This is a genomic window from Bacteroidota bacterium (assembly GCA_026391695.1).
GTDB lineage: Bacteria > Bacteroidota > Bacteroidia > Bacteroidales > JAGONC01 > JAPLDP01.
Genome location: JAPLDP010000072.1, coordinates 1 through 21,636 on the forward strand (window position 1 = coordinate 1; position 21,636 = coordinate 21,636).

Consider the following 21,636-nt stretch of genomic DNA (forward strand, 5'->3'; position numbering starts at 1 on the left):
TTTCATCCCACCTTCCCAAAAAAAAGCGAGATATTCTTTCCGGCTCTCCCTCGCTTCTATCCCCCTCTATACCTCAGCCGGAATCCTATCTCTCCATTCCCACTAACCAACTCTTCGCCCAAAAGCGGGTGCAAAGATATAGAATCTATTTCTAATAATCAAATGGTTTAGCATTTTTTTGCATTAAATTAATTTTTTACCAACTATCTATAAAATAAAAAGAAAAAAGTGCTGATAATTAAAATAATAGCAAAGAATTTAGAAGGTATGAATTTGAACACCTGAAGGCTGACAGATTTATTTGAGCAGATTTTAGTATTTAAAAGTGTGTTTTCAATCCTAATATTTTGAAAAACTTCAGAATCTTCATTACAATTAATTGTCTTCTTAGATCATTCACAGGTTTTTCAGGGAAAACCTGTTTCCACAATTCAGAAACTGATTCAAGAATCTCATCGCGGGTAAACCTGACATGAACCATTCTCTTTACAAAAAGATAAAAGTTTTTCGTTTCCAATTTCTGTATTTCTTCTTTGGAATAATTATTAAGAGTAACAGGAAGAAATGGCTGCCATTTCGTAAAGACCTTCAACAAATTTATTACCCAGTCTTTGTTTCTGATACCCCAGGAAAAATGTTCGATTATAATATCATAAACAACAAAATTCTTATAACCTTTCAGTTTTGCCTGAATACAGATATCATAGTCGTATGCATGAAAGCCATCAAAAGTTTTATCATCAAACATAATCTTTTCGAAGATATTATGGCGCATGCAAAGCCAAACACCATCCAGCAGAACAACTTCCTGTTTGAGTGATCTCTGACTTTTTTGAGCTAAATCAAAAACTGTTTTTCTTTTTTTCGATTTATCAGATTGGATGAAGCTTTTTGCCTGACCTGAAATTGACCATGGTCCTGGAATTCTTGTTGCAATGTCACCGCCTGCAATTCCTATGACACCAACGGTTTCATCACTCAGATGCCTGCAAACCAGTTTACCCCAGTTTTCAGTTTTAAATAAAACATCATCATGTACAAAGCATAAATATGGGAATTTGCTTTTGTGGATGCCTTCATTATATGACGCGAAAATGGAATACTCATTTCTTGAATTATCAATTATAATAAGTTCATAATCCACACCAGTTGTTTCCAGAATATTCTTTTCAAGTTCCGGACTGATAGTTGGATTTTTAGAACAGATAATTATTGATAACATATATAATGCGATGAGGATGGCAGGCAAATTTAGTTTTAATATAGGGAAAAGACAAGATGAATTAAGAATGAAGAACAAACGAACAGTGAATTAAGAACTGAGAAAAACTTCTGCATTCTGAATTCGAAGGTTCTTCGTTCTTAGTTCAAATACAACTTCCCCAAAATAAAAAAGCCCCGGATTTCTCCAGGGCTTCATATTAAAGTCGGCGACGACCTACTCTCCCACAGTTGCAGTACCATCGGCGCTGGCGGGCTTAACTTCTCTGTTCGGAATGGGAAGAGGTGGAACCCCGTCGCTATAGTCACCTTAAGGCTTTTAATACCTTATGACATATCGGTCAAAAAGTTAATAAAATCTTCTCAGAAAGTTTTCGGGTAATTAGTACTGCTCAGCTTTGGCATTACTGCCTTTACACCTGCAGCCTATCGACGTCCTAGTCTAGAACGACCCTTAAAAGAAGCCTCATCTTGGGCTGAGTTTCGTGCTTAGATGCTTTCAGCACTTATCTCATCCAAACATAGCTACCCTGCGATGCAGCTGGCGCCACAGCAGGTACACTAGAGGTTTGTCCAACTCGGTCCTCTCGTACTAGAGTCGGGAACCCTCAAGCTTCTAACGCCCACAACAGATAGGGACCGAACTGTCTCGCGACGTTCTGAACCCAGCTCGCGTGCCACTTTAATCGGCGAACAGCCGAACCCTTGGGACCTTCTTCAGCCCCAGGATGTGACGAGCCGACATCGAGGTGCCAAACCACTCCGTCGATGTGAGCTCTTGGGAGTGATCAGCCTGTTATCCCCGGAGTACCTTTTATCCTTTGAGCGATGGCCCTTCCATACGGAACCACCGGATCACTATATCCTAGTTTCCTACCTGGTCGACTTGTAAGTCTCACAGTCAAGCACCCTTATGCTATTGCGCTCTACGCACGGTTACCAAGCGTGCTGAGGGTACCTTTGAAAGCCTCCGATACGCTTTTGGAGGCGACCACCCCAGTCAAACTACCCACCAAACACTGTCTCCCGTTTTGCGGGATTAGGCTCCAGATAAACAAAGGGTGGTATTTCAAGGTTGACTCCACGACCCCTAGCGAGGCCGCTTCAAAGTCTCCCACCTATCCTACACATTGTTTACCCAAAGTCAATGTTAAGTTGCAGTGAAGGTTCACGGGGTCTTTCCGTCCCGTTGCGGGTATCCGGCATCTTCACCGGAACTACAATTTCACCGAGCTCATGGCTGAGACAGTGCCCAGATCGTTACACCATTCGTGCAGGTCGGAACTTACCCGACAAGGAATTTCGCTACCTTAGGACCGTTATAGTTACGGCCGCCGTTTACTGGGGCTTCAATTCAATGCGTCTCATGATCGGGTTGACCATGATAACATCTCCTCTTAACCTTCCAGCACCGGGCAGGTGTCAGGCCATATACGTCATCTTTAAATTTAGCATAGCCATGTGTTTTTGATAAACAGTCGCCTGGGCCATTTCTCTGCGCCCCGACTTGCGTCGGGGGTCCTTTATCCCGAAGTTACAGGACTAATTTGCCTAGTTCCTTAGCCATGATTCACTCGAGCACCTTTGGATACTCTCCTCGACCACCTGTGTTGGTTTCCGGTACGGGTAGCTAATGCCTGAAGCTTAGAGGTTTTTCTTGGAAGCTTGATTAGGGTCACTATCCGCTTGTCCGAAGACTCACGGTACTATCTGGTTTCAGCACATTTGACGGATTTACCTATCAAATGTATACCTACACCATTCAACGTACTATTCCGTCAGTACGCGGACCTTTCACATCTCCGTCACCCCGTCGCAGCATTAGTTAGTACAGGATTATTAACCTGTCATCCATCGACTACCCCTTTCGGGTTCGCCTTAGGTCCCGACTAACCCTGATCCGATTAGCGTTGATCAGGAAACCTTGGTCTTTCGGTGTGCCGATTTCTCGTCGGCATTATCGTTACTTATGCCTACATCTTCTTTTCCAGCCGCTCCAATATACCTTACGATATATCTTCGACGCAACTGGAATGCTCTCCTACCTCCCGACATTTGCATGTCGGGACTATAGCTTCGGTAATATGCTTAATGCCCGATTATTATCCATGCCCGATCGCTCGACTAGTGAGCTGTTACGCACTCTTTAAATGAATGGCTGCTTCCGAGCCAACATCCTAGCTGTCAATGCAATCAAACTTCGTTAGATCAACTTAGCATATATTTGGGGACCTTAGCTGATAGTCAGGGTTATTTCCCTCTCGGCACTGGACCTTAGCACCCAATGCCTCACTCCCGAGGAACATGTCATAGCATTCGGAGTTTGTCAGGATTTGGTAGGCGGTGAAGCCCCCTAGTCCTATCAGTAGCTCTACCTCTATGACACTTTACTCGAGGCTGCTCCTAAAAGCATTTCGGAGAGTACGAGCTATCTCTCAGTTTGATTAGCCTTTCACCCCTACCCACAGTTCATCCAAGCACTTTTCAACGTAAACTGGTTCGGTCTTCCATCCACTGTTACGCGGACTTCAACCTGACCATGGGTAGATCACAAAGTTTCGCGTCTACCCCCTCTAACTATACGCCCTATTCAGACTCGCTTTCGCTGCGGCTCCTCCCGTTAACGGGATTAACCTTGCTAGAGAGGAGTAACTCGTAGGCTCATTATGCAAAAGGCACGCAGTCAGATACTACTTCCCGATAAATCGGGAGATTTCTCCTCCTACCGATTGTAAGCGCACGGTTTCAGGTTCTATTTCACTCTTCTGTTCGAAGTACTTTTCACCTTTCCCTCACGGTACTAGTTCGCTATCGGTCTCTCAGAAGTATTTAGCCTTACCAGATGGTGCTGGCAGATTCCCACAGGATTTCTCCGGTCCCGCGGTACTCAGGATACTGTTAGGTAGTAAATTCATTTCGCATACAGGACTTTCACCTCCTATGGTCCAGCTTTCCAGAAGTATTCTGCTATGAATTTACATTCCACGTTACAGTCCTACAACCTCCCGTTTGCCGTAACAACCGGGATTTAGGCTTTTTCCCTTTCGCTCGCCACTACTCAGGAAATCACTATTGTTTTCTCTTCCTCCGGATACTAAGATGTTTCAGTTCACCGGGTTAGCTTCCCGATTTCTCGGGATTGTCCGTCTTCATCGGACAGGGTTGCCCCATTCGGATATCTCCGGATCAAAGGTTATTTGCACCTCCCCGAAGCTTTTCGCAGCTTGTCACGTCCTTCATCGCCTCTGAGAGCCAAGGCATTCACCATACGCTCTTAAGTAACTTTCTTAATTGCTCTTATTTCTCATTATTGATTTTGATATAGTGATGTATTAAACATCGACTATCTGCTGTATTTTCTTTCTCAATATGTCAAAGAACTTAAAAAGATGTTATCCACACCCACACTCACACCCACACTCACACCCTTTTCGTGGAGAATATCGGAATCGAACCGATGACCTCCTGCTTGCAGGGCAGGCGCTCTAGCCAGCTGAGCTAATTCCCCCAAACGCTTCATGTAGTCCCTCGCAGATTTGAACTGCGGACCCCTACATTATCAGTGTAGTGCTCTAACCAACTGAGCTAAGGGACTGTATAGTTTACGCTGTAAACCTTACTGCCAATGCTCTGAAGAAGAGCCACGCTGCTCATTTGGGATTTTCTCAATAAAAAAAATGAAGTGAACCGAAGCAACAAATAGGATCCCGATTTGCATCGGGTGAATAGTAAACCGCTCTAGAAAGGAGGTATTCCAGCCACACCTTCCGGTACGGCTACCTTGTTACGACTTAGCCCCAGTCACTGGTTTTACCCTAGGCCGCTCCTTACGGTAACGGACTTTAGGTACTCCCAGCTCCCATGGCTTGACGGGCGGTGTGTACAAGGCCCGGGAACGTATTCACCGCGCCATGGCTGATGCGCGATTACTAGCGAATCCAACTTCACGAAGTCGGGTTGCAGACTTCGATCCGAACTGAGACCGGCTTTTCGAGATTAGCATCCTGTCACCAGGTAGCGACCCTCTGTACCGGCCATTGTAGCACGTGTGTAGCCCTGGACATAAGGGCCGTGCTGATTTGACGTCATCCCCACCTTCCTCACTACTTGCGTAGGCAGTTCCCCTAGAGTTCCCAGCATGACCTGATGGCAACTAAGGATAAGGGTTGCGCTCGTTATGGGACTTAACCCGACACCTCACGGCACGAGCTGACGACAACCATGCAGCACCTTGTAGGTCGTCCCGAAGGAAAATCCCCTTTCGGGGACTGTCGTCCTACATTTAAGCCCAGGTAAGGTTCCTCGCGTATCATCGAATTAAACCACATGCTCCTCCGCTTGTGCGGGCCCCCGTCAATTCCTTTGAGTTTCAACGTTGCCGCCGTACTCCCCAGGTGGATCACTTAATGCTTTCGCTTAGACGCTGACTGTGTATCGCCAACATCGAGTGATCATCGTTTACAGCGTGGACTACCAGGGTATCTAATCCTGTTTGATCCCCACGCTTTCGTGCATGAGCGTCAGTTTAAGTTTAGTGAGCTGCCTTCGCTATCGGTGTTCTGTGTCATATCTATGCATTTCACCGCTACATGACACATTCCGCCCACTTCAACTGTACTCAAGAACGACAGTATCAATGGCAATTCTACAGTTAAGCCGTAGGATTTCACCACTGACTTATCGTCCCGCCTGCGCACCCTTTAAACCCAATGAATCCGGATAACGCTTGCATCCTCCGTATTACCGCGGCTGCTGGCACGGAGTTAGCCGATGCTTATTCAAATGGTACCATCAGCCCCGCATCACGTGCGGGGGTTTTTTCCCAAATAAAAGCAGTTTACAACCCATAGGGCCTTCATCCTGCACGCGGCATGGCTGGGTCAGACTTGCGTCCATTGCCCAATATTCCTTACTGCTGCCTCCCGTAGGAGTCTGGTCCGTGTCTCAGTACCAGTGTGGGGGTATATCCTCTCAGAACCCCTAGACATCGTAGCCTTGGTGAGCCGTTACCTCACCAACAAGCTAATGTCACGCATGCCCATCTCTGACCGCCGGAGCTTTGATATCCCGGACATGCGTCCAGGAAATATTAAGGGGTATTAATCCCGATTTCTCGGGGCTATCCCCCTGTCAGAGGTAGGTTGCATACGCGTTACGCACCCGTGCGCCACTCGTGTATCTCCGAAGAGACCTTACCGTTCGACTTGCATGTATTAGGCCTGCCGCTAGCGTTCATCCTGAGCCAGGATCAAACTCTTCATTGTAATATGTTGATCTTTAATGGCAAGGATTCACTATTCTTTTAACTCGGAATTGAGTTTTTCTATTTGCTACTTCGGGCTTCACTTCAATATTTTCAAAGAACTTCTTCTGCTTTATTTATCTCCCCTTTATTTAAGGGGCTGCAAAATTAAACATTTTTTTCTAACCTGCAAATTTATTTTTCAGTTATTTCAAAAAAACATTTTTGCAACAAAAAAACGAAAAGGATTGCAAAGTTATGACAAAATTAATTTCCCCGCAATACCATATCGGATTTTTTTTAAAGAACGCCTGGTTAAAAAGTGGCTGCAAATATACTGATGTTTTTTACTCCCTGATATGAAAAATGTTGCAGATTTGAACATTTTATTAACAGGTCTGCGGGTCTCTGGTCTACAGGTTCCTGGTCTACAGGTTCCAGGTCTACAGGTACCAGGTTGCAGGTTACAGGTTACAGGTTACAAGTTGTTGGTTATCTCTTACCCAAAGACCTGCGACCAGTTATCCGCCGACCTTTAAATATTCCCCCATTTTTCATACTTTTGTATGGTGGTTCTCGTTATCTTTCTAAATTTTCAATCATATATGCTCCGACTGATACCAGCAGCTTTGAAAACGTTCCTGACAGCCTTTCTGCTGTTCCTGGTTTTTGCCACACCTCTGTTCGCACAAAGAGACAGCACTGCCCGGGAGGATCTCTATAAGCCCCGGTTCATAGACCGCTTATTTTTTGGTGGTAACTTTGGACTGCAGTTCGGAACAATGACACTTGTCGAAGTCTCTCCCTTGGTCTGGTGCAGCATTACACCACGGTTGATCTCCGGAGTTGGTGTCACTTATGAATATTATAAGGATTCCCGGTATAGTTATGTTTATACGACAAATATTTACGGCGGCAGGGTACTGTTAAATTACTTTGTCTTTAAGAATATCTTCGCACATGCTGAGTATGAGCTGCTAAATTATGATGCCTACATAACCCCTTTTACCACTGAACGCGTGAATGTGAACAGCTGGCTCGTCGGCGGCGGTTTCAGGCAGATGATAGGTGGAAGGTCCTTTATGACCCTTTCGATACTATGGAACCTCAATGAAACACCATATTCACCTTATACTAACCCGATTATCAGGGTGGGAATAGGTTTCGGATTTTAAGCTGTATCACTCAGGGAAGAGCATTCACCATCATCTTCAGCACAAAGGAGATGGTATACATCGTATTGGCTATTCCGGATACCGGATGGTAAGCCAATTCGCCTGTAGCTTGAGTGTTTTGTATGAAATCTTCAGAAAACCTGATGATCGATACCATCCCGTCATAATTGATGAGATTGGATTTATCTTTAGGAGTGTGATATTCAGGGTGATCCCCTGAGGTAAAATAGGCTATGGGAATACCCTTCTGAAGAAACGCATAATGGTCGGAGAATGCCGGTGCTGCTTTGGTCTTCTTCAGGTGAAAAGTCTTATGACCTGTCTCCGATAGAATCTGTTTCCATTGTGGCGAACTGGTCACACCCATAGCTGTCACGACATTGCCCTCGCAGCCTAAACGCCCGATCATGTCGAAATTCAGCATAAAATATACGGTGTTTAAATCTGTGGTCGGATGATTACAAAAGTATTCAGAGCCAAACAATCCTTTTTCTTCCCCTGAGAAAGCGATGAAAAGGTAATTGAATTCTTTATTTCCATGATCCATCATATATCTGGCCAGTTCCATTATACCGGCAGTGCCGCTGGCATTGTCGTCAGCCCCGTTGTTTATGTCATTTCTGCGGTTGATGCCAATGTGGTCATAATGAGCGCCGGTAATGATGGTCTTCTCAGCTTGATTATCGATATATCCGATGACATTATTATAAATGTATGGTATCCGGTCAATTTTTACCCTGATATCGGCTTCTGCTCCCGGATGCTCATTAATGAACCATTTTGCATAGGAGTTCACAAAAATCACCGGGCATGCAAGAGTGTCGGGGCGGGTGAAATCAAAGAGACTGTCATAGAACGGACATGCCCTGTTCCACAAAATGACCGCTGCAGCACCTTTGGCGACAATGTCCCTGATGCGGTGCACCGGATTTATCCATTCCGGTTTTGTGTCCTGATTTATCATTTCTTCCGGAATCCCGGCATTCATCAGAACAATTTTTCCTTTCAGGTCAGCAATTTTGGAAGGATCATTGAATAATGTGCCCGGTAGGCTGATTCCATATCCGATATCCATAATTTTTCCTTTTGCCGCACTGTTTCCCGAAAAGCATGTGGCACCAAAGTCAAGCATGTACATGAACTGTGTGCTGTCAATGATAAGCTGGTTGGTGACATGACAGTATTTGATGTCCTGATGCCGGAATGGCTGAAGGTATGATCCGATGTCGCTCCCTTTTGGCTCTAATCCGATATCGCGGAACTGGGAGATGATATACTCATAGGCCATTTTTTCACCAGGTGTGCCCGATTCCCTGCCCTGAAACGAGTCGGAAGCAAGTATAGTCAGGTCACTGACAATCCTTGCCCTGACAGCGCTATCGGTCTGAATAAATTTTGCAGGCTGCGCTTGCAAAAGACCCGCAGGTATAAGAGTGAATACCAGGATATGTCTGATCATGCCTTTGGTATCCTTTTTAGAATTTCGATCAGCAGGTCCCAGAACATCTGAACCGTGCCAATTTCGATCCTTTCATCGGGTGAATGTACACCCCGGAGTGTCGGACCAAACGAAACCATGTCCATATCAGGATATTTTTCGAGGATAAGGCCGCACTCCAGTCCGGCATGAATGGAACGCACAACAGGCTCCTTGCCGAAGAGATGTTTATATGCCTTAACGCTGATATGCAAGATGGCTGACTTGGGATTCGGCGTCCATCCCGGATAGCCTGTCGTATGTTCAACCTTTGCACCGGCCAGTTTAAAGACACTTTCCACCATGGTGGCGATGTCGACTTTGGCGGTATGTGTGTCGCTACGCTGGCTTGTGGCTATGACGATCCGGTGTTCTTTTTCATTGAATTTCACCGATGCCATGTTTGTGGATGTTTCAACCATCCCGGGCATCTTCCGGCTCATGGTTATCACACCGTGCGGGCAGGCATAGAGGGCATTCAGCAGCCGTCGCTGTGTCTTTTTATTGATGACCTTTTCAGGCATGACCACCTCTTCTGACGATATGGCCAGATCAGGTTCGGTGATCGACATCTCATTTTTAACTTCCTCAGCGAATTTTTTCATGTAGGCCTCCATGGCGGTCTTCCGTTTGGCAGGCAGGGTCACTATGGCATAAGCCTCACGGGGAATGGCATTCCGCAGGTTACCACCGTTGAAATGGGCAAGCTGCAACTTATATTTAATATATGTATTCCATAGTAACCTGTTGAGGATTTTGTTGGAGTTCCCGAGCCCTTTATCGATATCATCACCGGAATGGCCTCCCTTGAGGCCTGATACCGATATTTTGAAGGCCACGGCATTCTTGGGTGCTTTTTTATCCTTATATGAAAAGGTGGCAACAGTGTCCATTCCGCCGGCACAGCCGATGAAAAGCTGCCCTTCATCTTCCGAATCGAGGTTCAATAAGATTTTCCCATCCATAAAACCGGGTTTGATGGCAAAAGCTCCTGTCAGGCCTGACTCCTCATCAATGGTAAACAAACACTCTATCGGACCGTGTTCAATATCTTTTGCCGCAAGTATAGCCATCTGGGCCGCGATTCCTATGCCGTCATCGGCACCAAGAGTGGTGTCTTTTGCCTTCACCCAGTCCCCGTCGATGTAAGGCACAATGGGATCTGCATCAAAATCATGCGGAGAGTCACTGTTTTTTTCGCACACCATGTCCATGTGGCTTTGTAAAACCACCGTTTTCAGATTTTTTCGACTGGGTGTGGCTGGCTTTCTGATGAGTACATTGCCGGCTTCATCAGCCGCTGATTCAAGATGATGTTTCTTTGCAAAGTCCAGAAGAAAAGCCCTTATTTTTTCTTCTTTCTTTGAAGCGCGCGGTATCTGGCAAAGCTCTTCAAAATAGCTCCACACTATTTCCGGCTTAAGTTGCCCTAATATTTTTCCCATATTCTAAGTTTTTTATGAAAGTTATGTCGAGAAATTGTTATGAATTTATTTGCTTCCTGCTTGTCGTCGGTTAGGTTTGAATTATTTTGTGACACAAAGGTACACAAAGAAGACACGAAGTATCACAAAGAAAAGATATTTAAAGGGATAATTTTTTATTTCAGACCGATGATAATCAGCGTTTTTTTTTCAGGGCTGCAATGGTTTTGAGAGGATTTTCAGAAGAAAAGATGGTATAGCCTGCCACCAGGATGTCAGCACCGGCATTCACGAGCAGCGGTGCATTGGCCAGATCAACGCCGCCATCCACCTCTATCAGTGCCTTGGAATGTTTTGAGAGCATCAGGTCTTTCAACCGTGATACTTTCGCATAGGTGTTTTCGATGAACTTCTGTCCGCCGAAACCTGGATTTACCGACATAACCAGCACCAAATCGAGGTCAGCGATGATGTCTTCCAGTAAATGAATGCTGGTATGGGGATTCAGGACGACGCCTGCTTTTACATCAAGGGCTTTCAAACTCTGAATAGTGCGATGCAGGTGAGTGCAGGCTTCATAATGAACGCTTATGATATTAGCCCCGGCTTCCTTAAAGGCTTTCAGATACCTGTCAGGATCAATGATCATCAGGTGTGCATCGAGGGGTTTGCGCGCCAGCCTTTGCACAGCTTTTATCACCGGTATGCCAAAGGAGATGTTGGGAACGAATACGCCATCCATGACATCCAGGTGGAACCAGTCGGCTTCACTACCATTAATGAGTTCAATGTCTTTCCTGAGATTGGAAAAGTCAGCCGACAGCAGTGAAGAGGCGATGAGGTGCGACATGTGTAAGCCGTTTTAACCCAGGTATGTCTTAAGTATCTTGCTTCTGGATGTATGTTTGAGGCGCCGTATAGCTTTTTCTTTTATCTGCCGCACCCGTTCACGGGTGAGGTCGAATTTTTCGCCGATCTCTTCGAGGGTCATCGGATGCGTTTGGTTCAGGCCGAAATATAACCTGATCACATCCGCTTCGCGCGGTGTGAGGGTCGAAATGGCACGGTCAATCTCTTTTTTCAGTGAGTCATAGATGAGTTTAGTCTCCGGTGTAGGGCCGTCGTCATTTTTCAGGACGTCATACATGGTGTTGTCTTCATCCTGAATGAGTGGCGCATCCATCGACACATGACGGCCGGAGTTCTTCATCGACTCTTTCACCTCCGTTTCGGTGATCTCCAGCATGGTGGCTATCTCTTCGGCATTGGGCTCACGCTCGTATTCCTGTTCGAGCTTGGCATAAGCTTTATTGATCTTGTTGATGGAGCCGATTTTATTCAGAGGTAAACGTACAATTCGCGATTGTTCAGCAAGTGCCTGTAAGATAGACTGCCGTATCCACCACACCGCATAGGATATGAACTTGAATCCCCTGGTCTCGTCGAACCGTTGAGCAGCTTTTATCAGGCCCAGGTTTCCTTCGTTAATCAGGTCGGGCAGGCTGAGTCCTTGGTTCTGATACTGTTTTGACACCGATACAACAAACCGTAAATTCGATTTGGTCAGCTTTTCAAGGGCTTCCCTGTCACCCAGTTTAATACGCTGGGCTAAGGCCACTTCCTCTTCGGCCGTAATCAGTTCCACCTTACCGATCTCCTGAAGGTATTTGTCGAGCGATGCGGTTTCCCTGTTGGTAACTTGCTTGGTAATTTTCAGCTGCCTCATAAACCTCCGTTGTGATTATGGTTGGCTATTTGAAAAACTAGTTCTATAAGCAAAAGTTTTACGAAGAAAAAGCTATTTTGTTACATGTTGGGCCTCAGGGGCGGCCTGGGTAACAATACTCTTCGCGATAGCTTAAGTTTGCCGGTCTTGCGGTCGATATCAATCAGCTTCACTTCAATCTTATCGCCGACCTTCAGGACTTCTTCTACAGTATTGATACGTTTCCAATCTATTTCCGAAATATGTAACAGTCCGTCTTTTCCGGGCAATATTTCAACAAAAGCTCCGAAGGAGGTGATGTTTTTCACTGTGCCATTGTAGACCTCACCCAGTTCGGGAACGGCGATGATGCTTTTGATCCTCTCCCTAGCTGCATCGATGGATGCTTTATCGACGGCAACGATATCCACAATGCCGAATTCTCCGACTTCCTGGATGACGATGGTGGAATTGGTTTCGCTCTGGATATTCTGGATGATTTTACCTCCGGGTCCGATGATAGCGCCGATATATTCCTTGGCGACGGTCATCTGTTCAATGCGCGGGACAAAAGGTTTATAATCCTCGCGTGGCTCACTGATCACTTTGGCCATTTCATCCAGGATAAACAGACGTCCTTTTCTGGCTTGTTCGAGGGCTTCCTGCAATACTTCAAATGACAGTCCTTCTACCTTGATATCCATCTGACAGGCGGTGACACCATCACGGGTGCCGGTAATTTTAAAGTCCATGTCGCCAAGGTGGTCTTCATCACCAAGGATATCGGATAGCACGCCATATTTACCTGTAGCTTTATCTGTAATGAGCCCCATTGCTATGCCCGACACCGGTTTGGATATCTTCACTCCGGCATCCATCAGGGCAAGTGTTCCTGCGCAGACAGTGGCCATGGAGGATGATCCGTTAGATTCCAGGATATCCGACACAATGCGGATTGTATAAGGATTGCTCTCACCATTGGGTATGACTGATTTAAGGGCTCGCAATGCCAGGTTGCCATGGCCTATCTCTCTCCGGCTGGTGCCACGCATAGGCTTTACTTCACCCGTAGAAAACGGCGGGAAGTTATAGTGAAGCATAAACGAGGTCTTGCCTTCGAATACGGCGCCGTCGACCACCTGCTCATCGAGCTTGGTACCCAGTGTGACAGATGTGAGCGACTGTGTTTCTCCTCTTGTGAAAATGGACGATCCATGAGCGGCGGGCAGATAATCCACTTCGCACCATATGGGCCTGATTTCATCCAGCTTACGGCCGTCGAGCCTGGTCCTCTCAGTGAGTACCGCATTTCTGACAGCTTCTTTCTGAATGTCATCGAAATATTTGTTGATCAGTGGAGTTTTTATTTCCCTTTCCTCTTCCGGAATCGTTTCGGTAAATGCGTTCTTTATGGCTTCAAAGGTTTCGAGGCGTTCATGTTTTTTCTTTATCCCTGACCTGGCAATCGCATAGAGTTTGTCATACGAAGCGGTTTTAAGGGCTGTCAGCAGTTCCGGATCAGCCATGCCATTTTCAGTGGCTCTTTTTTCAACAGGATTTCCCAGCATGCCAACCAGGTCAAGTTGTGCCTGGCATTGTAAGCGTATAGCATCATGAGCTACTTTGAGCGCTTCCAGCATGACCGATTCAGCGACTTCCTTCATTTCGCCTTCTACCATAACAATGCTTTCGGCAGTGGCTGCCACGATAAGGTCGAGGTCGGCATCGATGAGCTGTGAGATATTCGGATTGATCACAAATTCTCCGTTAATGCGGGCGACCCTGACTTCAGAGATGGGGCCGCTGAACGGAATGTTGGAAATACTCAATGCTGATGAGGCTGCCAGTGCTGCCAGAGCATCGGGTGAAATATTTTTGTCGGCAGAGATAAGCGTGATGATCATCTGTGTCTCGCAATGGAAATCATCGGGAAAAAGAGGTCTGAGCGCCCTGTCGACGAGTCGTGCCACGAGTATCTCGTGTTCCGAAGGTCGTGCTTCACGTTTATAAAAGCCACCGGGAAATCGTCCGGCAGCCGCATATTTTTCGCGGTATTCGACTGAGAGAGGCATAAAATCCTCGCCTTCGACAGGTTTTTGCGCTGCCACCACAGTGGCCAGAAGCATCGTGTCGCCCATTTTAACGACAACAGCGCCGTCGGCTTGTTTGGCCAAACGGCCGGTTTCAATAGAGATGATCCGGCCATCGCCCAGATCAAATGACTTTGTAATTGCAGGATTGGACATAATTAAAATAAATAATAAGTGAAATGTGTTAAGGACGTAATACGAAAAATGGCAATGTCATTCATTGCCGGTACGGGGGTTGTATGCTATTTACTTTCTGATATTCAGGTTCTTGATGATTGCCCTGTAGCGCTCAATGTCAACCTGTTTCAGGTAGTCGAGAAGTTTACGGCGTTTACCGACCAGCTTAACGAGAGCTCTTTCAGTGGCCATGTCTTTCTTGTTGGCCTTGAGGTGCTCAGTCAGATGCTTGATCCTGTGCGTGAATAAGGCAATCTGTCCTTCTGATGAACCGGTGTCGAACTCCGATTTACCAAATTCCTTGAAGACTTTTTTCTTTTTTTCAGTTGTCAGATACATTTTTCTACGTGTGTTTCTTTTTTATCTCTTTCATTTTTAGGGCTGCAAAGATAATACAAAATCTTTATCCGCAAATAATGATTTGATTAAAAAATTTTGAAATTGAACTATTGCCGATCCCGATTTCACTCGCTGCGCTTGCTCATCGGGACAGGTTGGCCGGTTGAACGATTTGGCGATTTAGAAGCCCCATTTCAGTCGGGCATACCACATTTTTCCATAATCGCCGAATTCCGTTCCTCTGTCCCCGTAAAAAAGCTGGCTGATCAGCATCAATTGCCAGTTGTTACTGATCGAGATCATGACTGAAGGGCCGACAAAGATGGAATTATCACTTGGATTGAAAATTGAAGAGATATCGGCACGGACAAGGGGGCTGACCTGGTAGGCCACCTCACCCATGATATCATACCGCGCCAGGGTAAAGTTCTTCACCGATACATTCCTGATCTCCAGGTAATTCATGCCTCCAGCAGGACCGGTTGTGCCTGTGCTGTTGTAAAGGAATGCGGCATGAAGATAGAAGCTGTTTTTAAAGGTATAATCAGCATCTACCGTTGCTTCCAGCTGACCTGTGGTATCCCTGAATTGTTTGGCAGGCCCAAAATAGGAGACTTCTCCCCTGAAACCGGCGTCTTTTATCTGTCCGGCCCAGCCTGCCCCGGCTACAATGTCATCAACCATCATTCCCCCGAGGAACTGAAAATCATAATCCCATCTGTTGAACCGGTACATGCCTGCAATAGTCGGACGTTTGTTATTGTTCAGACTGGCGACAAGCTGTGCTGAGGAGGTCACACCTGTATAATATTCCAGTCTGACTGCATCACATCCGGGGCGTTCCTCATAATCAAAATCGAAATAGGAGAAGGAATTAAAGATGTCGTTGGGCGTCCAGACGAAGCCGATACCCCAGTTGACCCGCTGCCGCCCCACTGTCGCCTCAAACTTGCCCTTTGTGAATTTCAGGTTGGCACGGTCGATATTTGACAATAATACATAAGATGAGTCATCAGCCAGCACCCATGTCAGGTCGGCAAATCCATTATCCTTGTCAAGCATTTCGGCATAATAGGGATAGGCCATTTCCACAAAATCCCCATAAAGGAAACGATTGCGCATGCCGATGTGTACATTCAGATTGCCGGAAGGATACCATTTGAAATCCAGGCGGTTGTTGATCTCGTTGTTCAGCATCCAACGGCTGTCGAAATGCTCATAGTAAACAAGCTGCAGATCCTTGATGTAGCCATTGAGTGTCCAGTTGCGTTGGTTCTCTGAGTCCTGACAATACAGACTGAATGAAGATATCAACAGAATACTTGTTATTACTGATTGAAAACTATGGATGCGCATATGATTGTTTATTTTAACCGCAAAGGACTCGCCTCACCCCCTTCACCCCCTCTCCTAGAGGAGAGGGGGTGAAGGGGGTGAGGTCATTTCTCACGCCGGGGGGTGAGGTGAATGTGGCTCATTCTCAACATCACTGATAACCTTCCCGTCTTCAATGGTGATGATCCGGTGTGCCTTGTTGACCACCCGTGCATCATGCGTCGAAAAGATGAAAGTGATATTCTCTTCATGGTTCAGCCTTTCCATGATGTCGAGCAGGTTTTCGGTCGATTTCGAATCCAGGTTGGCTGTTGGCTCATCTGCCAGGATGAACCGCGGCTTTGATGCCAGCGCCCTGGCAACAGACACACGCTGCTGCTGTCCGCCCGACAGCTCACCGGGCCTCACATCAATCTTGTCTTCCAGTCCCACCGATTTCAGTAATTCGATGGTTCTATTTTCTCTTTCGGATTTGGGTATACCCTGCAGAAGCATGATGAATTCGACGTTCTCCCGCGCCGTGAGCACAGGAATGAGGTTATACGACTGAAAGACAAATCCGATGTTACGTAATCTGAAATCCACCAGCTTGCGCGAGGATAAGGTTGTGACATTCGTGCCGTTGATATGAACCTCACCTTGGGTGGGGACATCCAGCCCGCCGATAAGATTCAAGAATGTAGTCTTGCCCGACCCCGAAGGGCCTACGACAGCTGTAAATTCACCTTCCGCAAAGGAGATATCTATACCATTGACTGCCACTACCGGGATTTTTGTCTCCTGGTATACCTTGTGCAGGTTTTTTGTTGTGATGATTCCCATGACAGTATCAATTAATAGTTAAATGTTTTTAGTTGGTTATTTGTATCGATTATTAATCAGTTACAGGTTACAAGTTGCAGGTTGCAAGTTTCAGGTTTTAAAATTGCGACAATCTGTAATCCCGACTTCATCGGGATTTCGCCCGGTTTCGCCTCACTCAACCTGTAACCTGCAACCTGTAACTTGCAACCATAATCTCTAACAGAGGTTTTCATCTTCTAAATTTTTTCATTTTAATTTTTTACGTATCTGCGCGAATCGCTTCTGCAGGTTTGAATCGCAGCGCTTTCCGCGCAGGGTAAACTGATGATAAAATAGCCGTGACAATGACAAACAAGGTCAGCGCTATATAGTACTTGTTATATAGTACCGGATAGACAAGCGAACTGTACCCGAAGGATTCCAGTCCTTCCGACCAGGCGGCAAAATTCAGCCCGTGTACTCCTGTCAGTTGTATGGTGGCATAACTGACGACCATCCCTATCAGAGCTCCTGTCACTGAAAGGAATATGGTTTCCAGCATGATCATCGTGAATATCCGCTTTCTGCTCATTCCGACGGCCATAAGCATACCAATTTCCTTGATACGCTCCAGTATGGCCATCAGCATAGTGTTGATGATACCGAAGGCCATAGCCGTGAGTATAACGATCATCAAAATATAAGAGTATAAGTCCATGATGGATGACAGGGTCAGAAGCATAGGCTGCAGTTCTTTCCATGGCATCACGCTCAGGCTGCTATACTTTGCCTGCAGTAAAGCTGTCACTTCATCGGTTTTATTTGTATTATCCAGCAGCACCGCTATTTCGGTCGCATTGTTCGTATCGAAACCAGTCAGGTCAGCCAGGTCTGCCGATCTGACAAAGACATTGCCTTCGTCATACATGGTGTTGGATGTCTTATAGATCCCGCCGACGCGGAACAGTCCGTAGGTCACCACGCCTTCCATATTTTGCAGTGTGATGACTATCTTGGATCCCATTTTGGCATTCATTTTTGTCGCCAGCTTCTGGCTGATGAGGATGAGAGGCGTCCGCGCCTCCTTTTCGAAGTATGTGCCCTCTTTCAGACAATCATAGATTTTTGACACCTGCTTTTCTTCCTCCGGTTGAATGCCATTGACCATGACACCGGTACCGGTGGCTGCAGTGCTGGCCATGGCCGGCAGTGCAAGGCGGCTGCTGACAGCCTTCACACCACTTATGCCCCTTATAGAATCCACCATCGCCGGCACACCGGTCATAAAGTAATCGGGCGATTTATCCTGCATGAATTTCGGATGGTGTATCTGGATGTGGGATACCTCATGTTCAATGGCAGCATCTATCCGCTGATCCACCATGCCTATCGACAGGGCGATCATGAACAGGGTGCCGAACAACCCGATGGTGACAGCTGCAATGACGATGAGGCTCCTCAGCTTGTTACGCCAGACATTTCTCCATGCTATTGACCAGATCATTTGTATGATATTTAAATGGTTACAAAGTAATTTACTTTCCCCTGAGTGCCGGTATGATTTTGAACCTACCGATGACGGTGAGGGGATATATGGCCGCCAGGATGCTCAGGATGATGACCACCAGGCTCTGGTTGATGAAAAATCCCGGCTCAAGTGCAAAGGGCATCACAGGTTCCACATTGAATTCCGCCATAGCCTTGGCTGTCTCACCCGTGAGCTGGTAGGGGTGAAGGTGATAGTACAGGATGATCGGATAGCTCAACGCCGCACCGGCAGCAATACCCACTAAAGCAAGGATGACTGTTTCGACGAATACAATGAAGGCCAGCTTGACACGGCGCATGCCCACCGCCACCATGATTCCAAACTCCCTCCGGCGTTCAATGGTCATCATCATGATGGTGCCGAAAATGCCAAAACCTACCACAACGTATAAAATGCCGAGCATAAACTGTCCGCTGACATTATCACTTTGTATAGCCTGCACCATTTCCGGAAGAAGCTCGCGCCAGGTCATGACTTCAAGATTTTCAGCATTGATGATTTTCAACTGGTCGGCCACAAATCGGATGTACTTTTTGTTGTCGAGCAATACCGACAGGGAGGTGAGGCGTTCCGGTGCGGAATACAGCTTCTGCGCTGCTGTCAGCGACATGTACAGCATGGAGCTGTTCATCTCCGGTGCCGTGAAACGGACGATCCCTTTTACCGGGTAAGCACCCTGTGCTGATTCACCATGGTAGCCCTGGCTCAGAAGAACAATAGTATCATTCACATCCACCTTCAGATAATCGGCAAGAGCTTCGCCGATGAGGACGCTGTTGTCGTCCTTTTCAAAATAGCTGCCCCGTATCACCCTGTTGCGTAATGCGGAAATAGCGTTCTCTTTTTCGGGGTCTGTGCCTATTACAGCTATGCCCTTGGTCATGTCGCCCGATGAGATGAGGGCAAACGACTCCAGTCGCGGAATGAACGCGGTGATATGCCTGGTACTGAGCAGCCTGCCTTCAAGCGTGTCAGTGCTGATGAATGTGTTGTCAATGGTCTTATCATCCCAGTATCCCAGTGCATGGATCTGTATATATCCTGTCGAGGTTTTTACTGCGCTTTCAACCATGAGGTCATAAGAGCCGAGTTGCATCGACCGCATAACCAATGCCAGGAAAAACGCGAAAAGCACCGACAGCACAGTGATGATAGTCCTTCTCTTATTCCTCCACAGGTTACGCCAGGCTAATTTTATATATGTTTTCATATCGTTAGGATTTCCGTGTGTGACTATCTGACTGTTTTCATATTTTGTTGCGAGAAAAAGCCTTCATCAATGGGCACATTGAATTTCGTGTCGATCATCTCCAGCCGGGTTTCGTTACCTTTTTTATCTTCAGATATCATCACCATTTTGCTGGGCAGTTTCCTGTCGCCCATCTGTTTGATCTCAGATGCTATCATTGTAGTAACCAGCATTTTATCCTCATCATAGTATTCAGCCTTCATCTGGTAATATTCATCTTTAGATATCCAGAGAATGACTTTGCCCCAAACGACCGCTGCCTCGGGTTTGGGAATGAGTTCGATTTTATAGCAGTCGAGCCCTTCAATGGTCTCCGACCCGAGGATAGCATGTGTGTAATCATTGACGATGGAGTTCATCCTCACCAGGTCGTCATTGGTAAAGTCCGATCCCATCCACGACTGGCTCATCATGGATGGCGGCAGCTTGATCATTCTGTTGATATTTGGCATCCAGTTCCACATCTCATTGAACCGCTTGAGGAATACCTGTCCTTTGTCATTGGCCGGTGCTGTGATGAGTATCATGGAATAATCCGTTGTTTTCGACCAGGCTTTCATGGTGACCTCTCTGGTCCAGTCAGGTCTGACGATGGTCATTTTCATGGTTCCCACACTCGACAGCCCGTTGGCCTTATCCTGCGATTTTTTAACGATCTCAAGCGCACCCGTTTCCTGTGACCGGATCGGATTCCATGTAAGAATCCCAGCAATTATCAGAATGATGGATATCAAAAATGTTCTTTTCATGATTCTTCTGTTAATTATATTGAGTAAAATAATTATATATTGTTTTTTGTCATATCGTTACATCGCTAAATCGTTACATCGTTATATTTTGATCATTGTATACTGAATTTCTCGATTATCATTTTCTTCATCTCTTCCAGCGGAAAGTCTTCCGGATCCATGATAAAATTCATAAACACACCATCCATGAGCACATGGAAGAGACTGACTTCCAGTTCCGGATTCCGGGCACCACGCTGTTTATAATAGTTCAACAGGATCTGTTGGTTCAATGGCGTCAGCTCAAACATTCTTTCTCTGGCCATTTCATAAACCGGCGGCTGAAGGATGATGCTGAAGTAGAGTTTCCAGTAGGAGGTGTTTTCTTTCAGCCGCCTGAAGGATTCATCGATAAAGAATGTGAATTCTTCAGATGTCAGAACACCATCCTTATTTACATCAAAAATATCGGTAAACTCGGCCATTCCTTTATCGACAATCTCTTTGATGAGATCTTCCTTGCTTTCGAAATAATTATACATCAGCCCCTTGGATATGCCCGCTTTTTGGGCTATATCGCTGATGGACGTAGGATAATACCCCTGGCTGGCAAACAGTTCCAGGGCTGTATCCATGATCAGGGCTTTTTTATTTTCCCTGATCTCTTCGAATTGTTTTTCAGTGCGTGGTGACATTTCTATTATTTTTAGAATGACCATCCAGTCAATAAAAAATCAGACAAAAAATTAAGTCATAAAATTTATGACTGAACGACCGGTCAAAATTATAACAAGAAAAAATACTATGCAAGTTTTTTTTAATTTTTTTAAAAAAATATTTTTTTCCTGGGACTCCATCCGGTGAAGGCGGATGGAGTCCCAGGATTTCATAAAAAAGCATCAATAATTTTATCGTCAGATTTTTCCTTCTAATATATATTGTGTATTTTTGTTATCGAATAATTTAATTACACAGAAATGCAAAATTATTATCCAAGAAAGCTAGCCTGAATAATTCATAAATCCAAAATTCGGATAAAAAGCTATACTATTTCCAGGACGAATACAAAAAATTAGGCAAGCTGGGATAATTTGTAAGATATTGATGCAGTTTTTGTTTTGACAAAATTCATTGTTCAGGTG

Annotated in this window: 15 protein-coding genes, 2 tRNA genes and 3 rRNA genes; 1 reads left to right on the forward strand and 19 read right to left on the reverse strand. The window is 45.8% G+C overall.

Annotated elements, in window-relative coordinates; all coding sequences use genetic code 11:
* Nucleotides 1-319 precede the first annotated feature (319 nt).
* The 6 genes from NT175_10370 to NT175_10395 form a co-directional block, all read right to left on the reverse strand.
* Nucleotides 320-1,222, reverse strand: a complete 903-nt coding sequence (locus tag NT175_10370; protein MCX6235106.1) for a glycosyltransferase — start codon at nt 1,220-1,222, stop codon at nt 320-322.
* 203 nt (nt 1,223-1,425) lie between these two features.
* A 5S ribosomal RNA gene (rrf, locus tag NT175_10375) occupies nt 1,426-1,534 on the reverse strand.
* 49 nt (nt 1,535-1,583) lie between these two features.
* Nucleotides 1,584-4,510: ribosomal RNA gene (locus NT175_10380) — 23S ribosomal RNA — on the reverse strand.
* A 145-nt stretch (nt 4,511-4,655) separates the two neighbouring features.
* Nucleotides 4,656-4,729 (reverse strand) — tRNA-Ala (locus NT175_10385).
* 13 nt (nt 4,730-4,742) lie between these two features.
* Nucleotides 4,743-4,816 (reverse strand) — tRNA-Ile (locus NT175_10390).
* A gap of 147 nt (nt 4,817-4,963) precedes the next feature.
* A 16S ribosomal RNA gene (locus tag NT175_10395) occupies nt 4,964-6,485 on the reverse strand.
* The 16S, 23S and 5S rRNA genes sit together here with 2 tRNA genes alongside, the layout of an rRNA operon.
* A 583-nt stretch (nt 6,486-7,068) precedes the next feature.
* Between NT175_10395 and NT175_10400 the strand changes: the two genes are divergently transcribed.
* Complete coding sequence (locus tag NT175_10400) at nt 7,069-7,638, forward strand: hypothetical protein (protein MCX6235107.1); 570 nt, start codon at nt 7,069-7,071, stop codon at nt 7,636-7,638.
* A 10-nt stretch (nt 7,639-7,648) separates the two neighbouring features.
* Here NT175_10400 and NT175_10405 read toward each other — a convergent pair whose 3' ends face one another.
* The 13 genes from NT175_10405 to NT175_10465 all read right to left on the reverse strand — a co-directional run bounded on the left by NT175_10405 (nt 7,649) and on the right by NT175_10465 (nt 21,189).
* Nucleotides 7,649-9,097 carry a M28 family peptidase gene (locus NT175_10405; protein ID MCX6235108.1) on the reverse strand — a complete coding sequence of 483 codons (1,449 nt, stop codon included), beginning with the start codon at nt 9,095-9,097 and terminating at the stop codon, nt 7,649-7,651.
* Entirely contained in the window at nt 9,094-10,560 is a 1,467-nt protein-coding gene (locus NT175_10410) for an aminoacyl-histidine dipeptidase (GenBank protein MCX6235109.1), read from the reverse strand. Before NT175_10410 ends, NT175_10405 begins: the two co-directional genes overlap by 4 nt.
* Nucleotides 10,561-10,735: 175 nt before the next feature.
* On the reverse strand, nt 10,736-11,389 hold the full coding sequence (gene rpe, locus NT175_10415) for a ribulose-phosphate 3-epimerase (protein ID MCX6235110.1): 654 nt from the start codon (nt 11,387-11,389) through the stop codon (nt 10,736-10,738).
* A gap of 12 nt (nt 11,390-11,401) precedes the next feature.
* Entirely contained in the window at nt 11,402-12,265 is an 864-nt protein-coding gene (locus NT175_10420; protein ID MCX6235111.1) for a sigma-70 family RNA polymerase sigma factor, read from the reverse strand.
* A gap of 80 nt (nt 12,266-12,345) precedes the next feature.
* Nucleotides 12,346-14,490, reverse strand: a complete 2,145-nt coding sequence (gene pnp, locus NT175_10425; GenBank protein ID MCX6235112.1) for a polyribonucleotide nucleotidyltransferase — start codon at nt 14,488-14,490, stop codon at nt 12,346-12,348.
* A gap of 90 nt (nt 14,491-14,580) precedes the next feature.
* A complete protein-coding gene (gene rpsO, locus NT175_10430; protein MCX6235113.1) occupies nt 14,581-14,850 on the reverse strand; it encodes a 30S ribosomal protein S15 in 270 nt (89 codons plus the stop codon).
* A 180-nt stretch (nt 14,851-15,030) separates the two neighbouring features.
* The gene (locus tag NT175_10435; protein MCX6235114.1) at nt 15,031-16,206 is read right to left on the reverse strand and encodes a hypothetical protein; all 1,176 of its coding nucleotides are present in this window, start codon (nt 16,204-16,206) and stop codon (nt 15,031-15,033) included.
* 90 nt (nt 16,207-16,296) lie between these two features.
* Nucleotides 16,297-17,007 carry an ABC transporter ATP-binding protein gene (locus NT175_10440; protein ID MCX6235115.1) on the reverse strand — a complete coding sequence of 237 codons (711 nt, stop codon included), beginning with the start codon at nt 17,005-17,007 and terminating at the stop codon, nt 16,297-16,299.
* Between the two features lie 56 nt (nt 17,008-17,063).
* Complete coding sequence (locus tag NT175_10445; protein ID MCX6235116.1) at nt 17,064-17,222, reverse strand: hypothetical protein; 159 nt, start codon at nt 17,220-17,222, stop codon at nt 17,064-17,066.
* A gap of 26 nt (nt 17,223-17,248) precedes the next feature.
* The gene (locus tag NT175_10450; protein MCX6235117.1) at nt 17,249-18,472 is read right to left on the reverse strand and encodes an FtsX-like permease family protein; all 1,224 of its coding nucleotides are present in this window, start codon (nt 18,470-18,472) and stop codon (nt 17,249-17,251) included.
* A 31-nt stretch (nt 18,473-18,503) separates the two neighbouring features.
* A complete protein-coding gene (locus NT175_10455) occupies nt 18,504-19,727 on the reverse strand; it encodes an FtsX-like permease family protein (GenBank protein ID MCX6235118.1) in 1,224 nt (407 codons plus the stop codon).
* Between the two features lie 23 nt (nt 19,728-19,750).
* Entirely contained in the window at nt 19,751-20,515 is a 765-nt protein-coding gene (locus NT175_10460) for an outer membrane lipoprotein-sorting protein (GenBank protein ID MCX6235119.1), read from the reverse strand.
* Between the two features lie 92 nt (nt 20,516-20,607).
* A complete protein-coding gene (locus NT175_10465) occupies nt 20,608-21,189 on the reverse strand; it encodes a TetR/AcrR family transcriptional regulator (protein ID MCX6235120.1) in 582 nt (193 codons plus the stop codon).
* Nucleotides 21,190-21,636 lie beyond the last annotated feature (447 nt).